The 15,543-nt window shown below is 38.8% G+C and carries 15 protein-coding genes; 6 read left to right on the forward strand and 9 right to left on the reverse strand.

The window, feature by feature from the left end; genetic code table 11:
• The first annotated feature begins 3 nt into the window (after nt 1-3).
• From AC5YGB_RS07935 to AC5YGB_RS07945, 3 genes are read left to right on the forward strand one after another with little or no spacing between them, the layout of a single operon-like run.
• Nucleotides 4-765, forward strand: a complete 762-nt coding sequence (locus AC5YGB_RS07935; RefSeq protein ID WP_020026571.1) for an SDR family NAD(P)-dependent oxidoreductase — start codon at nt 4-6, stop codon at nt 763-765.
• Nucleotides 762-1,772: an alcohol dehydrogenase catalytic domain-containing protein gene (locus AC5YGB_RS07940; RefSeq protein WP_496137177.1), complete on the forward strand. Its 1,011-nt coding sequence runs from the start codon at nt 762-764 to the stop codon at nt 1,770-1,772. Before AC5YGB_RS07935 ends, AC5YGB_RS07940 begins: the two co-directional genes overlap by 4 nt.
• A gap of 21 nt (nt 1,773-1,793) precedes the next feature.
• Nucleotides 1,794-2,567 carry a GntR family transcriptional regulator gene (locus AC5YGB_RS07945; protein WP_020023558.1) on the forward strand — a complete coding sequence of 258 codons (774 nt, stop codon included), beginning with the start codon at nt 1,794-1,796 and terminating at the stop codon, nt 2,565-2,567.
• A 64-nt stretch (nt 2,568-2,631) separates the two neighbouring features.
• On the opposite strand, the gene AC5YGB_RS07950 is transcribed toward AC5YGB_RS07945, so the two are convergent.
• The 3 genes from AC5YGB_RS07950 to AC5YGB_RS07960 all read right to left on the reverse strand — a co-directional run bounded on the left by AC5YGB_RS07950 (nt 2,632) and on the right by AC5YGB_RS07960 (nt 5,855).
• Nucleotides 2,632-3,948 carry a TRAP transporter large permease gene (locus AC5YGB_RS07950; RefSeq protein WP_053819602.1) on the reverse strand — a complete coding sequence of 439 codons (1,317 nt, stop codon included), beginning with the start codon at nt 3,946-3,948 and terminating at the stop codon, nt 2,632-2,634.
• Nucleotides 3,945-4,553, reverse strand: coding sequence for a TRAP transporter small permease subunit (locus AC5YGB_RS07955; protein WP_496137178.1), 609 nt, complete (start codon nt 4,551-4,553; stop codon nt 3,945-3,947). Before AC5YGB_RS07955 ends, AC5YGB_RS07950 begins: the two co-directional genes overlap by 4 nt.
• Nucleotides 4,554-4,760: 207 nt before the next feature.
• Nucleotides 4,761-5,855, reverse strand: a complete 1,095-nt coding sequence (locus AC5YGB_RS07960) for a TRAP transporter substrate-binding protein (RefSeq protein WP_020023561.1) — start codon at nt 5,853-5,855, stop codon at nt 4,761-4,763.
• 251 nt (nt 5,856-6,106) lie between these two features.
• Between AC5YGB_RS07960 and AC5YGB_RS07965 the strand changes: the two genes are divergently transcribed.
• On the forward strand, nt 6,107-7,726 hold the full coding sequence (locus tag AC5YGB_RS07965; RefSeq protein ID WP_496137179.1) for a GMC family oxidoreductase N-terminal domain-containing protein: 1,620 nt from the start codon (nt 6,107-6,109) through the stop codon (nt 7,724-7,726).
• Between the two features lie 40 nt (nt 7,727-7,766).
• The gene (locus AC5YGB_RS07970; RefSeq protein WP_496137180.1) at nt 7,767-8,861 is read left to right on the forward strand and encodes an ABC transporter permease; all 1,095 of its coding nucleotides are present in this window, start codon (nt 7,767-7,769) and stop codon (nt 8,859-8,861) included.
• Nucleotides 8,862-8,865: 4 nt separating this feature from the next.
• Here AC5YGB_RS07970 and AC5YGB_RS07975 read toward each other — a convergent pair whose 3' ends face one another.
• Entirely contained in the window at nt 8,866-9,699 is an 834-nt protein-coding gene (locus AC5YGB_RS07975) for a DUF6279 family lipoprotein (RefSeq protein ID WP_496137181.1), read from the reverse strand.
• 75 nt (nt 9,700-9,774) lie between these two features.
• On the opposite strand from AC5YGB_RS07975, the gene AC5YGB_RS07980 reads away from it, so the two are divergent.
• A complete protein-coding gene (locus tag AC5YGB_RS07980; protein WP_496137182.1) occupies nt 9,775-10,821 on the forward strand; it encodes a 3-deoxy-7-phosphoheptulonate synthase in 1,047 nt (348 codons plus the stop codon).
• A 19-nt stretch (nt 10,822-10,840) separates the two neighbouring features.
• Here the strand turns inward: AC5YGB_RS07980 and AC5YGB_RS07985 are convergent, their stop codons facing one another.
• The 5 genes from AC5YGB_RS07985 to iolE are packed head-to-tail and all read right to left on the reverse strand — an operon-like array spanning nt 10,841 to nt 15,530.
• Nucleotides 10,841-11,671, reverse strand: a complete 831-nt coding sequence (locus AC5YGB_RS07985; RefSeq protein WP_496137183.1) for a class II fructose-bisphosphate aldolase — start codon at nt 11,669-11,671, stop codon at nt 10,841-10,843.
• Nucleotides 11,671-12,510, reverse strand: a complete 840-nt coding sequence (locus AC5YGB_RS07990) for a 5-deoxy-glucuronate isomerase (RefSeq protein WP_053819597.1) — start codon at nt 12,508-12,510, stop codon at nt 11,671-11,673. Before AC5YGB_RS07990 ends, AC5YGB_RS07985 begins: the two co-directional genes overlap by 1 nt.
• Nucleotides 12,511-12,512: 2 nt before the next feature.
• Complete coding sequence (locus AC5YGB_RS07995) at nt 12,513-13,511, reverse strand: PfkB family carbohydrate kinase (protein ID WP_496137184.1); 999 nt, start codon at nt 13,509-13,511, stop codon at nt 12,513-12,515.
• Nucleotides 13,504-14,628 (reverse strand): Gfo/Idh/MocA family protein, encoded by a 1,125-nt coding sequence (locus AC5YGB_RS08000; RefSeq protein ID WP_053819595.1) that lies wholly within the window; start codon nt 14,626-14,628, stop codon nt 13,504-13,506. The genes AC5YGB_RS07995 and AC5YGB_RS08000 overlap by 8 nt, the downstream gene beginning before the upstream one ends.
• Nucleotides 14,625-15,530: a myo-inosose-2 dehydratase gene (gene iolE, locus AC5YGB_RS08005; RefSeq protein ID WP_496137185.1), complete on the reverse strand. Its 906-nt coding sequence runs from the start codon at nt 15,528-15,530 to the stop codon at nt 14,625-14,627. Before iolE ends, AC5YGB_RS08000 begins: the two co-directional genes overlap by 4 nt.
• Between the last annotated feature and the right edge of the window lie 13 nt (nt 15,531-15,543).

A 15,543-nucleotide genomic window follows, 5' to 3' on the forward strand; every position in this document is an offset into this window, starting at 1 on the left:
ACCATGAGCTTGTCAGACTTTTCTCTTGAGAATAAAGTTGCTCTGATAACTGGTGGTACTAGCGGATTAGGAAAAATGATGGCACTTGCGCTTGCAAAAGCAGGCGCATTTGTCTGGATTGCGAGTAGTCGAGATAATGCAGATGAAACGCTCAAAGAATTAAAAGATCAGGGCACTGAGGGGCGATTCATTCAACTGGATGTCACTTCCAGTGAAGCCCTTGAAAATGTTGTCTCCCTGATCCATCAAGAGTCCAACCGAATAGACATTTTAGTGAATGCAGCAGGAATTAATCTGCGAACTTCAGCTGAGGACCTTACGCTTGATGAATGGCAAAAAACAATCGATATTAACTTAACAGCACCCTTCCATTTAAGTCAACTTGTTGCAGACTCAATGAGAGAAAATAATTGGGGTAGAATTATAAATATCGCCTCACTTCAATCTCTTAGGGCTTTTGATAATAGCATTCCATATGGCGCAAGTAAAGGTGGAATTATGCAACTAACACGCGCTTTAGCGCAAGCTTACTCTAAAGATGGCGTCCTAGTGAATGCCATAGCTCCAGGGTTTTTTAGAACCAACTTAACGGAATCATTATTCCAAGACCCGGGTAAATTACAAACTTTAGCTGACAAAACGATGATGGGTCGTAACGGCGAAGAAAAGGATATATTTGGAATAAGCGTCTTTTTATGTAGTGATGCTAACTCATATGTCACGGGTCAAACTATATTTCTTGATGGAGGATTTTCAGCAGCATGATAGATAAAATGGAAGCAGTGGTATATACCGCACCTAACGAAATGACCTTTATAAATGATTATCACTCTACCCAAATTGACCGCGATGATGATGTTCTTCTGCGCATTGAGTCGGTTGGTATTTGTGGCTCTGATATGCACGCATTCCATGGAAAGGATCCAAGAAGAAATCCTGGATTAATTTTGGGACATGAGTTCTGTGGTGAGATTGTTGAGGGTGCCCATAAAGGACAAAAGGTAACAGGCAATCCACTTATTACGTGTGGAAAATGTGAATACTGCCTCCAGGGTAGAGATAACTTATGTAGCGATAGAGATATGATAGGAATGAGCAGACAAGGTGCTTTTGCTCAATACATGACCATACCCAATCAATGCCTTGTTCATGCACCCAATGCCATGAACTCAAACCATGTAGCGCTGACTGAGCCTGCAGCCACAGTAGTCCACGCTGTCAATCTTGCCATAGAGAGCTCCTTCAAACCAATCAGCGAGTGTAATGTGCTTGTTATCGGTGCGGGTGCTATTGGTCTTCTAGCTGCACTTTTACTGAAGTCTCATGGCGTCACAATGACTGTCCTTGAAACGAATGAGGCTCGTCATTCTTGTGTTAAAGATCATGTTGGTGTTAACCCAGTTAACCCAATTACTGACTCAGTCAAGGAAGACACATATGATGTCGTGATTGATTGCGTGGGAAGTGAGAAAACAAATGCACTATCCGTTTCCTCTGTCAGAGCTGGAGGCGTAGTGGTTAATGTTGGACTCCTTAGCTGGAGTAGCAACATTGATATTCGAAAAATAACCCTCCAAGAAATAAAGCTTGTGGGATGTTATACCTACAACATGGAGGACTTTAGATCTGCATTAAAGTCAATTGAAAATGGAGATTTTGGAGATTTATCCTGGATTGAAGAGATGCCATTATCAGAAACGAATTTAGCTTTTCAAAGTTTACACAATGGTACAATGGCGTCAGCCAAGGTGATCTTAAAGCCTTCTTTTTAAATGATTTTTATTAATTAATCTATGAGCATTACTGATCTCAAATTTGATATCGATAGAGACAGTAAAACGCCTCTTTGGCTACAAATTCGCAATGAACTATTCAATTGCCTTTACAGAGATGAACTCAGACCTGGGCAACTCATTCCAAATGAAAAGACACTCGTTGAACTTTTTCAGGTATCTATTGGCACAATCAGGAAAGCGGTAGGCGTTCTAGAAAAGGAAGGCTTTCTTATTCGCAAGCAAGGTCTCGGGACCTTTGTCTTTCAGCACGATAATAGCAGTTTCCTTTTTGAGTATTTTCACTTTGCTTTAAATGGAACTGAAAAACAAGAAAGTCCAACTGTCGAATTTATCTCTTTTGAAACTAAGAAGGCATCTAAAGCTGAAGCTGAATCTTTAAATATTCCTACTGGAAGTGCTATTTATAAAATTTATAACAAGCTAGGCCTGAATAAGAAATTCTATATCGTTGATAAAATTATTATCTCTCAGGATAAATTTCCTGGACTTAATGAAGAGATTTTTAAAAATAGAGCAAACACAATTTACAATCTATATCAGAATAAATTTAATATCTTTATCACTAACTGTTCAGAAAAACTAAAAGCGATCACTTCTAATGAAAAAATCTCTAAGCTACTGAATATTGAGTTAGGCTCACCTATTCTTAAGATAGATCGGATTGGTCAAACCTATCACAATGAAACTATTGAGATTCGAACATCATACGTTCATACGAGTGACATCGAGTACATTCACTCTCAAAACAGTACATTCGGTGAATCACTGTAATTCGATTTTTCAGTAATTAATTCTTAATTACTTTTCAACCAAACCTTTTTGAACCGCTCTCTTTTTATCCATAGAGGTAAGTTGGTAACCAAAGTACAATTTGCGGGAAGATAATGATCAATGCAAGTCCAACAACCTGAATCGCCATAAACTGCATCATCCCTTTATAGATATCTGCCAAATCCCACTCTGGGACCACTCCCTTGAGGAAGTAGGCGGATAAGGCAACAGGAGGTGACAGCCATGCCGTCTGGAGATTAACAGCAACCAGTATTCCAAACCAAGTTAGGTTAAATCCTAGTTGCTCAATAAGAGGCAAGACAATTGGAATAATGATGAGCACAATTGGAACCCATTCTAATGGCCAGGCTAACAAGAAAATAAAGGCCATAATGATTAACAGAATCGCAGTTGGTGGAAGATCAAGCAGCATCAAATATTCTGTGATCATTGTTGGCGTACCCAGTCTTGAAAATACTGATCCAAAGAAGTTAGACGCACACACCAAAACCATAATTAAAGTAGTGATCTCTAAAGTTTTTAGAAGAGAGCTTTTAAAAGACTCAAAAGTAAGCTTACGGTAGGCTAGAGTTAGTAATATTGAACCAACGGCTCCCATCGCAGCACCTTCAGTTGGTGTTGCCCAACCAGCCAATATACTTCCTAGAGATGACCCGACTAAAAGAACGGGTGGCACCAAGCCTTTAAAGAACTCCACCCAAACCTCTTTCATAGAATCTGGAATCAAGTCCTCTGGAACGACTGGGCCTAAATTAGGGTTTAGGTGACATCTAATCAGCGTGTAACCTGTATAAAGGACAGCCAACATAAGGCCAGGCATAATTGCTGCTGCAAACAAATCTGTTACTGGAACGTTGAGTATTGGGCCCATAACAACAAGCATAATACTCGGCGGAATTAATATACCCAGCGTACCGCCAGCCGTAATCGTTCCTGCTGCTAAACGCACGTCATAACCCGATCTATTCATGGTCTTCGCAGACATAATTCCAAGAATAGTAACCGAAGCACCTACAATTCCTGTTGCCGCTCCAAAGATTGTTGCAACAAAAAGAACTGCGACAAATAATGAACCTTTGGTTCTGGCAAGAGCCATTTGAACGGATGTGAACAACCTCTCCATGAGGTTGGCCTTCTCCATGAGAATACCCATAAAGGTGAACAATGGAATTGCTGCGAGGGTTTGCTCAAGCATACTCCCAGAAAACTGGAAGGTCATTAAATAAAAAACAAGATCTCCAAAACCTATGTAGCCAAAGAAGACCCCTAAGAAAATTAAAGTAAATGAAATTGGAAAGCCAATAAATATGGCAAACAACATGGTTAATATTAGGACAATGCCTAGAACTTCTGGACTCATGGCCATCTCCTATTTTTAACTGCATACACACACTTAAGTACCTCTGAAACACCTTGAATTAAGAGGAAAATAAATCCAATAAATAGGGCAAACTTTATTGGATACATTAAAGGCATCCAGGCAGTATCCATTCCTCTTTCCATGATTGACCAAGATTTATAGGCATACTTGTAGCACGCCCATGATGCGCCTATAATCCCAGGAAAATAAAATAATATGTAGAGCGTTAAATCAATGATTGCTTGAGTCTTGACCGACCAATCTCGATACATAAAGTCTGCTCGTATATGAACACCTTTGGATAAAGCATAACCAGCACCGAGCATAAACATTGCCCCCGCACCCATTCTGCTAATATCATATGCCCACATTGTTGGAGAGCCAAAGAAGTGTCTTCCCACAACCTCAATAAACATGGCAGTGAATACTGGAACGGTCAACCAGCATGCGATCTGACCAACCCTGAGACTAAAGAGGTCAATACTGAGAATCGTTTTTGCCATTAACTTAGGCATATCATCCGGCATGACCCCGGTGTATGATCTGCCCTCAGCGATCATTTCATCTGTAATGTCTAATTCACCAATATCTTCTTTTTCTGACATAAATGCACCTAATTATAAAACTAAAAAAACACTACAGCTATTGTAACAAATTTTAGGATTCATTAAATAAAACCCTTCTATTAATATGGCTTTTCTAACTTCAGGATAAAGGAGAACCTGAAGTTAGAAAAAACATATTTAGATAAAAAAAAGTTGCCAACAGTTTTCACTATTGGCAACTTAGTTTTTAAGTTTTACGAAAAATCTTTACTGTAAAGTTTTCGCAAAAGCTAAACCTAACTTAGCGTTAGAAGACTGAGCTCCTGACCAGAAAGGTACCGCTTTTTCAGCGAAATCTCTCTGTGATGCCCATACTTCAGCAAAGAATGCATTTTCATCAGCATTCTTTTGAAGTGTTGCATTCGCAGCAGCCATAAACTCTACGAAGTAGTCATCAGGCGTATCCATTAGCTGAACGCCTTGCTCTAGCAAGTCTGCCATTGCAATACCGTTTGCATAGATACGATTTGACATAGAGTCAAGTCTTGCTGCTCTTGCAGCAACATGGATCGCTCTTTGGTCACGTGGAGATATTTCATTCCATCTGTCACCGTTGATATACATATCAGCATTCACAACGTTCTGGTGAAGTCCTTGTAGGTAATAGTACTTAAGAACTTTCTGGAAACCAAAGTCTCTGTCCGGCTCTGGGCAGCACCATTCTGCTGCGTCAATTACGCCTTTCTCAAGTGCTGGAAGAATATCACCACCACCCATAGCTACAGCTGCAACACCAATATCTTTATATGTTTGACCTGGGATTCCTGGAGGTGCACGGAATCTTAGCTTACGGAAGTCATCCATACTATTGATTGGCTCTTTAAACCAACCTAGCGCTTCAGGACCAACTGGTTGAAGCATCAAGCCAACAACGTTTAGGTCCATCTCGTCCCATAATTGATCATATAACTCTTTACCACCCGCACTGTGGAACCAAGAAAGCCATGCGATATTATCAATACCAAGGCCAGCTCCAGCGATTGGTGAGCCAAACAGCATTGCTGCTGGGTGCTTACCAGACCAGTAGTGAGTCCATGCAAATCCGCCATCAATTAGACCAGCGTCTACAGCATCAATAAGGTCAGAGTTAGGTACAACAGAACCTCCAGGGAGGACTTCCATCGTTACTCTGCCATCAGTCAATGCAGCAACATCTTCTGCAAAATCTCTAACATAGCCAACTTCACTACCAGTAGAGTTTAATACAGATTGTATTTTTAAATGGATATGACCATCAGCCATAGCGCTTGAACTAAACGCAACGACAGCAGCGGCCAATAAACCAACTTTACTTTTAAACATAAAATCTCCTAATAATTTATATATAAGTAGTTAAACACACAATATAATATGCATTTAGCTAACAACCAGTATACATCAATTGATATATATGTTTCAATCTATTTATAAAAAAAACGTAAGTCAATCTATTTTTTTATTCATAACTAGATGCTTTAAAGTTTTACCTATAATTGAAGTCCAGTTAGTCTAATCTTTATTAAAAAAATAAAACTACATTGAATAGGTAGTGATAATAAATTACACAAATAAAAATGCTTAAGGAATACGATTACATTGTTATTGGTGCAGGCTCAGCAGGGTGCTTGCTCGCCAACCGACTCTCTCTGGACCCAGAAAACAAGGTTCTATTGATTGAGGCTGGTCGAAGAGACAATAACATCTGGCTTCATGTCCCAGTTGGATATTTCAAAACCATGAATAATCCCAAATTTGATTGGATGTATAAACTTGAAAAGGACAAAGGTTTAAATAACAGAAGGATTGATTGGCCAAGAGGAAAAGTACTTGGAGGCTCCAGTGCCCTTAACGGACTTCTCTATATCCGAGGCGATAGACATGACTATGATAACTGGGAGAAGCTGGGAAATAAAGGCTGGTCATATAAAGATGTTCTTCCTTATTTTAAAAAGTTTGAGTGTCAAGAAAATGGTGCAAATGAATTTCATGGTATTGATGGAGAACTTAAAGTTTCGAATCTCCGACTTCGAAGAGAAATAGCTGACCTTTTTATCCAAGCCTCTGAAGAAGTAGGGATTCCTTTCAACTCAGATTGCAATGGAGAGAAGCAAGAAGGGGTTGGCTATTTTCAACAAACAACACATAAAGGCTTCAGAAGAAGCTCATACCGTTCATTTTTAAACAGAAAAATTAGATCTAGAAAAAATTTGACCATTGTTACCAATACACAACTGGGAAAAGTAATTTTTGAAGGGTCAAAGGCGATTGGTGTTGAATGTTCTCAAAATAAAGGACAATCTAATCAGATAATTCATGCAAATAAAGAAGTTATTCTGTCTGCAGGAGCAATCAGTTCACCACAAATATTACAACTTTCTGGGATCGGGGATGATAAACACTTAAGTGAACTGGGTATCAAAACAATTCATAACAATCCTTCAGTTGGAAAAAACTTGCAGGACCATCTCCAGGTTAGGATGGTTTATAAAACTAACACAAGAACCTTGAATGATGAGCTCAACACATGGTGGAAGAAAGGGCTGATTGGTCTTCAGTATATGCTTTTTAGAACGGGTCCATTAACACTGAGCGCAAGTCAAGTCTTTGCCTTTACCAATACCTCCCTGGACGGCTCAAGGCCTAATATACAATTTCATATGCAGCCATTAAGTGCTGATAAACCTGGAGATGGTGTTCATCCATTTTCTGCATTTACAATGTCTATTTGTAACTTAAGGCCGGAAAGTAGAGGAGAAGTTTCAATTAAATCTTCAAATCCAAACGATCTCCCAATAATCATTCCAAACTATCTATCGACAGAATCTGATAGACAAATTGCAATTGACTCTATTAAAGTTGCAAGAAAAATTGCGAAGGCTAATTCGATTAAAAATAATATTCTTGATGAATATGTTCCCGGCTATTCCTTTGAATCGGATGAGGAGTTATTAGAAGTGGCTAAAAATCATAGTCAAAGTATTTATCATCCTGTCGGCACCTGTAAGATGGGACATGATGAAGAAAGTGTAGTTGATGATCGTCTCAGGGTTCATGGAGTCTCTGGATTAAGAGTTGTTGATGCCTCAATCATGCCTGAACTTGTATCTGGCAATACGAATGCACCAACCATGATGATTGCAGAGAAAGCAGCTGAAATGATTCTTGAAGACAACCATTCCAGTTTGACTAAATAGGCGAGTTTATGTATTGTTTAATTTATTTTGGTTCAGTTTAATGCCCTCCTCACTTAATGATTTTCGTCGTAGCAAATTATTTAGGGCAGCGGTTATTGTCCCAATCCTTATCTCATTAATCTTTTCTTTATTCAATCTGACAGCTCCGAACGATCCCGAAAAAATTGCATCGAACTTTAAACTCGGGATAGTAAACCTAGATACAAGTATAACGATTCCTCGAATTTCAACTCAGGCAATAAAATCATTGTCTAGATCATTACCCTTCAGAGTGGGTTTATTTAAGACTGCGGATGAGGCGAAAGAAGCACTGTCTAAAGGTAGTATTTCTTCAGTCATTATTTTTCCAGAAAATTTTTCAGAACTAGCATTAAGTGATCGCAGCATAGCTGTCAAAGTTATCAGTACAGAACACTTAACTGTCTCTGAAACTCAGATTGCGAAGCAGCTCCCATCAATGTTCCAGATGGGACTCTCTACTTTTGTTTCAAACCTTCGTTTATCAAAAATTAAAAATGAGCAGTCCAGCCTTGAGATTCCGATCATGATTGAAAATGAAACTTTGTATAAAGCCCAAAGCCTTGCCTCTATGCCGTCGCCCTTTGTCATGAATTTTGTGACCTGGCTGACTGCGATGGTTGGATCCGTTCTGCTTTTTCTTGCAACTAATCAAATGACTCTTCTGAATAGAGCCTATGTAAGAACTGTTATTCCAATAATGACAATGGGAGCTTCCAGCTTGGTTTTAGCAATCGTTGTGACAACTTCTACTCTGCAATGGGGGTCATTCATCATGCTTTGGCTAGCGCCTTGGCTGATTAGTGTCTGTTTGAGTTGGCTTTTCCTTGGAATTTTTACTATTATCGGACTTTCCGCGATGGTTTTAATTCTTCCAATTGTCTTTTATCAATCAGTGTTGAGTGGAACTATGATTCCTTTGAGCGCAGCGCCAGAGTGGTTAGAGCTCATTGGGACCTGGATTCCTTTTGATTCAATTGGAAGCGCTTATAGAGCAATAATATTCAAATCTAATGGCGGCCTTCCTTATCTATGGCTTGCAGGCGCAGCCCTCCTTGGGCTTATTCTTAACTGGGGATCAGATATCTTTAGAGGGAGAATGAAAAGACGCTGGTAATCTATTATTGCTTAATCAAATTATTAATATCAGTTTTATATCTTGAAAGTTGCGTGCGTAGTTTCAAATCTTGTTTATCAGTGCGTGAATTTAATACTTCAATAAGAAGGTTTTGGTTTACTGAAATGTTGTGCGCATAAGTTTTACGATAATTCTGAGCTACTAAATCGTCCCTGTGAGTTATATTTTCAAGAGCCAGTTCCCAGCCATCACCTCTCTCAAGAATGACCTTAAGTTTTTCAATGAGAGCCTTTCGGTTATCAATCCATTGACCATCTACTCTAATCATTTTTTTACTTGCGGTCGTAATCAGGTCAAGCTGATCTTTATTGAGACCCCCCATAAAGCGCCTTAAGTTTTTTCTTAAACGCTTATAGTTATCATTCTGATAGGTTAGCAAATTACGACTTAAGTATTCATTTTCACGCTGCTCTGTTTTAGTTTCCATAGTTTGAATAAACCCATCTATTTGTTTTTCAGACAGATCCCTGGTCATGGGTATAGCCCACAAAAGCATTCTATCTTCCAGTCTGAACCAAGATTCTTCAACATCATTAGTTATTTCAGCGATACTCTCAAACTCAACTGAAGAATCAAGAGTCAACTCTAAGTCCTCAATAATAGCTACATAACTAGGTAATTCTTCCTCCCTATGCCATTTAAAAAATGGAATTAATAACTCCTTTAAATCCTGTTTTTGCCCTCGGTTAAGGTCCACATAACTTTCAAGATACCAAGGTAATAAAAAATCAATCCGGTTATACACAAAAGTCGTTGAACTACAACCAACAAGGAAAATAAGTGAAAATAACAGCAATTTTTTAATTAATAATTTCATAGGTAGCACAAACTTTATAAAACAAACTTTAGATTTATGTTTAAATCTTCGGTCACAGTAATAAAATAAACTTACATGACTAATCAAATTCACAATAAAAATATTGAAACCGAAACGGTTATTACCTCACCGATTGAGTTGAGACAACAAATCTCTGTCAGCGAGCAAGGCAAAGAGAACATTTTATCGAGTCGAAATACTGTTGAAGACATTTTTTTAGGAAATGATGACAGATTAATTGTAATTGTTGGGCCATGTTCAATTCATGATATTAATGCTGCCAAAGAGTATGCTCTAAAATTACTAGCCCTTCAAAAAGAGGTTGAAAAATCAATTTTCATTGTTATGAGAGTTTATTTTGAAAAGCCAAGAACGACTGTTGGCTGGAAGGGCTTAATTAGTGACCCAGATATGGACAACTCGCTAGATGTAGAAAAAGGTCTTCGCCAGGGGCGTGAGCTTTTAGCATGGCTTGCAGAAAAAAATATTCCCACTGGAACTGAGGCACTTAACCCGATCACACCTCAGTACTTAGCTGACTTGATTTCATGGTGTGCGATTGGGGCAAGAACAACTGAATCACAAACACATCGAGAAATGTCAAGTGGACTCTCGATGCCAGTTGGTTTTAAAAATGGTACCGATGGAAATTTAACTATGGCTATTAATGCCATTAAAGCCTGCTCTTCAAAACAAAGCTTTCTAGGGATTAATGACAAAGGACAGATTTCTACATTCAAGGCAAAAGGTAATAAATCTTCTCACATAATCCTTAGAGGGGGAGTCAAGCCTAATTATGATAAAGATGCTATAAATCATTGCGAAAAACTTCTCAAAGAAAACGGTTTGGCTGAAAGAATCATGATTGACTGCTCTCATGATAACTCTAATCAAGACTATAGAAATCAAGGTAAAGTTATTGAAGACATTAAAAGTCAAATACTTTTAGGTAATAAATCAATTTTTGGTGTAATGCTTGAAAGCAACTTATTCTCGGGTAAACAAAAAATATTAGATAATAAAGATGACATGCAATATGGCGTATCAGTCACTGATGGATGCATTGATTGGCAAGAGACAGAAGAAGTCATTAGAAGTCTTTCAAAAGCAATATCTAAGTAGGAGATGATTAATCCTGGTTTTATTGGCCAAGCAGATCAATAACCTTTGTTGCTGTATCTTTTAAATCGGGAATCACTTGTTGCATGATTGTGATTCTATCAAATAGCTCCGGATTAGAGTTCAGTGTAGCTCTTAATGAACTTCCAAAACTTTTTCTCAAAACTGTTCCAACATTAAATTTAGTGACGTGACGCTTTGATAATATTTTAATATCTTTATCATCTAAGCCACTTGTTCCATGAATAACTAAGGGAATGCTTAGTGCCTTTTCAAGTTCATTAAAACGCTTCATATCAATTTCTACAGATCCGTTCTCTAGGCGATGGACATTGCCAATTGAAATTGCCAGTGCATCAGGACTGCCCTGTTGCTCCATAGCTAAAGCATCTGAAACCTCAGTTAATGCTGACTTGATATGATCTCTTCCTGACGCATATGGAACAGAACCTACCTCAGCCTCAACCGATACACCTTTTGGATGGGCATAAGAAACCACATCACGTATATGAGCGATATTTTCAGCAATTGGTAATTGAGAGCCATCAAACATTACTGAGGTAAACCCAGTATCTATTGCTTGCTTCACCACCTCAACTTCATACGTATGATCAAGGTGAATACAAACGGGCGCTTTTGAGCTCTCAGCCATAGGTCTTAGCATTCCAATAATTTGCTCCATAGACATAAACTGACGCATATCCAAATTGATTGAAAGAATGACAGATGCATTTCTAGCTTCAGCAGCATCTACAACTGCCTTTGAGTCCTCAAAGCCAAAAACATTAAAGCATGCGACTGCGTAACCTTGGTTACTGGCTGGTAAAAGAATATCTTTAAGATTTGAAATCATTATTTAAATTTATTAAGCATGTCTTGCATGCCAGGAATGGTTTCAAGCTGATAAGCATATTCTTTTTGATAGTTCATATGTAACGGCCTTTGAGTCTCACCAGCTAGAATAGTAAAGTAATACATTTCAAAGCCAGGTGCCGCAACGCAGGGATGATAACCCTTGTCAAAGAAAAATGTAGACCCGTCTCGTACGTGATAGATAGGCCCAAAATCCTCTCCATCAGGCGTTAAAAATTGAGCACCAAAACCATTTGAAGGATTAAATCTAAAGTTATAAACTTCATTATGCCGACTCTCATCTGGCAGCATATCTGTCTCATGTTTATGAGGTGGAAAGCCAGACCAGCCCCCTTCTCCAACAGTGAATAATTCACTTACTAATAACTTTCCAACCTTTCCGGCTGGATCTTTTCCTAATATATGTTTGATTTTACGATGGGTTTTAGTGTCATCAGATCCATACTGAACTTTGTCAATATCTTTTTGCCGAATGACAAAAGCATCATGAGTTTGATCATGCTTAGCGCCTGAAATAAAAACTTCAACCTCATCACTGATGCAGACTAATTTAGCTTCACAACCGACTGGAACATAGACACCTTCAGGGTCAGCTTCCCAAATATGGTTTCGTTTTCCAACTGCTTTAAAAGTTTGACCTTGAACTTGTACATCAACACTTCCTGTTGCAGGAACAATACACGTCTCATAATCAGAGAGTTGATAAGTGAAAGATTCTCCAACACTCAGCTTTACAATATTGAAATAGCATAGAGGCACTATTTCATTATTGCAGTCTACGATTGCCTTGTTGTTGTTGTTATGATGGGGGATATGCATATTTAACTCCAAATTGTTTTTGGTTTAATGGTTGTGTTTTTTTGTAATAGTTCAATTTCTTCCATTTTTGGCATTGCACTTGAGCATCCTTGTTTTGAAACTACTAAAGCTGCAGCAGCACTTCCAGCTTCTATTGCCAATTGCCAGTCCTCAGAAGACATATAATTCATTATGACATTGCCCAGAAAGGCATCACCTGAACCATAGGGTTTAAGAGCTGGTAAGCTATAAATTCCTGTATCAAGTCGATCTTCACCAAAAAAAAGACTGCAGCCATCCTTACCTCGTTTAAGAATCATGAGTTGATTTTTTGAGCCACTCTGGCTGATTTGTAAATTAATATCTTCTTGAAGAATTTGAAATTCTTCTTCATTGCCAACCAATACATTTGCAAGCAGTGCAGCCTCTTGATAAACCAAACGCGTCGTTTCTTGATCTGGCCAATTCCATTTTCGATAATCTAAATCTAACCAAACTTTGCATTTATTTTTATACGCATGCGCCATCATTTTTAAAGTTTGTTTTCGTGAATCAGCCTCAATCAAGCTGGTACCAGTTACAACTAGATTACTGCTATGTTCAATGGCAACTGATATATTGTCATCAAAGACGACTCTGAGGTCTGCAGGGTTATTACGATATATTACTACTTCGCAGTCCTCTTGACGCACTTCAGCAATTGCCAAACTAGTTCGCTCATCCCCGAAGGTAGTTTGCATAAACTGAAGTTCGACACCTTCAAAATCAAGCCTCTTTCTAACAAACTCTCCAACAGGATCATCAGATATCGCTGAAATAAGCCCCACTTTCCCACCTACACGCCTCATAGCAATAGCTATATTTGCTCCAGACCCACCTACATCACTTGCAAAGTATTCTGCATCTCGAGTCTTGCTCCCTACAGGCTGAGGATAAAGATCAAGCCCAGCTCGCCCAACCACTAGCGCATCATAGTGTCGTTTTTCTGAGAAGTGCATATTGAGCAGTTTGGATTTAGACATCAAGCCACTGTCCAGTCATTGCGGAGCGGTCTATTGCATCCATCACTCTTTCAATTTTTAAACCATCTTCAAAGTTTGGCCATACTGGCTTGCCAGTTTCAATTGAATCTAGTAAATGTTTAAGTTCACATACCTTGACATCGATAAAGCCTAGACTATGTCCTGCATTCGGTAAAAAAGCATCATAAGGTGGCTGAGCAGGGCCACTCAAAATCGTTTTGAAGCCTTCTTGCCTCGGATCATCGCTTCTAGTGTAAAGCTTAATTTCATTCAAACGCTCTTGATCATGACAGATCATCCCCTGTGACCCATGTATTTCCCAACTTAATCCGCACTTTCTTCCCCAGGCCACTCTGCTTACTCTCAAAGTTCCTTTAATGCCACTCTCAAAGTGAGCCAATGCAGTACAAACATCATCATTATCAACAGGTAATGTTTGGCTTGGATTTTGAGGATCAGTTCGCTCTTTGTGAACAGTATCGTAATCTCCCACTAGCCTAGTTATTGAGCTACCAGTCATATAATGAGCCATACTAACCAAATGACACATAACGTCAGCATTTGCACCAGAACCAGAGGCTTCTCTATTCATGCGCCAAGAATGAGGGCGATCTGGATCAGCCTCATTATCAACATCATATATCCCATGAAATCCAATTACTCGGCCTATAGCCCCTTCTTCAATAAGCTCTCTAGCACTTTGAACTGCAGGGTTTTGAGTATAGTTGTAGCCTAGAATAGTTTGAGCCTTACTGGCTTGAGCAGCAGCCAACATAGCTTCAGAATCAGCTAAATTAGTAGACATTGGTTTTTCACACCAAACATGCTTACCAAGCTTGAGGGCAGCCACAGAAATTTCTTTATGAAGCGAATTGGGAACACAGACTGAAATCAACTGTACCTCAGGGTCATTCACAACATCCATCCAATTACTAGTGCACCGAGAGAAACCCATTTCAGTTCTCATTACTTCAGCTCTTTCAGGATTGTAATCACAAATAATCTCTAATCTAGGTCTTAAGGCATCTCCAAAAACACTTCCTGCAGCTGCATAAGCAATAGAATGGGCTTTGCCCATAAAAGCGGTACCAATAACTCCTACACCAATAGTTTTCATTCTTTTTCCTCTATTTGAATTCCAAATTTTTCACAATAACTTTTAATATTTTCATAGCCCATTGTGACATAGGTTAGTGGATGTGCTTTTGCTGGGTCTTGTTCAGCCTCTACAACCACCCATCCATTAAAATTGTTATCACTCACCATTTTAAATAGCTCAGGAAAATTAAAATCACCATCGCCAGGGACTGTATATACCCCATTCAAAACTGAATTTAAAAAACTTGAGTCAGTTTCTAGTGACCGATTTAATATCTCACCTCGAACATCTTTGCAGTGAATATGCATAACCCTTCCACTATGTTTTTTATAAACCTCTAAAGGATCAGCACCTGCATAAATTAAATGACCAGTATCAAATACCAATCCAAGATCATGGGTCGTCATAGCCATTAACTTGTCTACTTCTTCCTCGACTTGAACTACTGTTCCCATATGATGATGATAAGCAAGCTTCATTCCATGTGACAACGTATATTTGGCCAACTGACTCAACTTATCAGTCCACTCCTCCCATTGTTCATTATCAAGGACAGGGCGTTTTGAAAGCGGCGAACTAATATCTCCATGAACACAAGAGTCCATTTCACAATAAACAATTACCTCGGTCCCCATATCTTTAAGAAGATTCATATGTGGGGTTATTCGCTCTATTTCACCCTCTAAAGAATCCGCTAATAAGCCTCCACAAAACCAACTAGAAACTACGTCCATGTCATATTTATCAAATAACGGTGTTAATATTGCTGAATCCTTAGGCCATTTTCCTCCTAATTCAAATCCACTAAAACCAGCTTGCTTTCCTTCTTTAAGGCAATGCTCTACAGTAGTATCTTTACCCAGTTCAGGCATATCATCGTTAGTCCATGAAATCGGACTAACACCAAGTTTTACACTCATCTTAATTCTCCAA

It is taken from the genome of Candidatus Pseudothioglobus sp. uisw_142 (assembly GCF_059512465.1).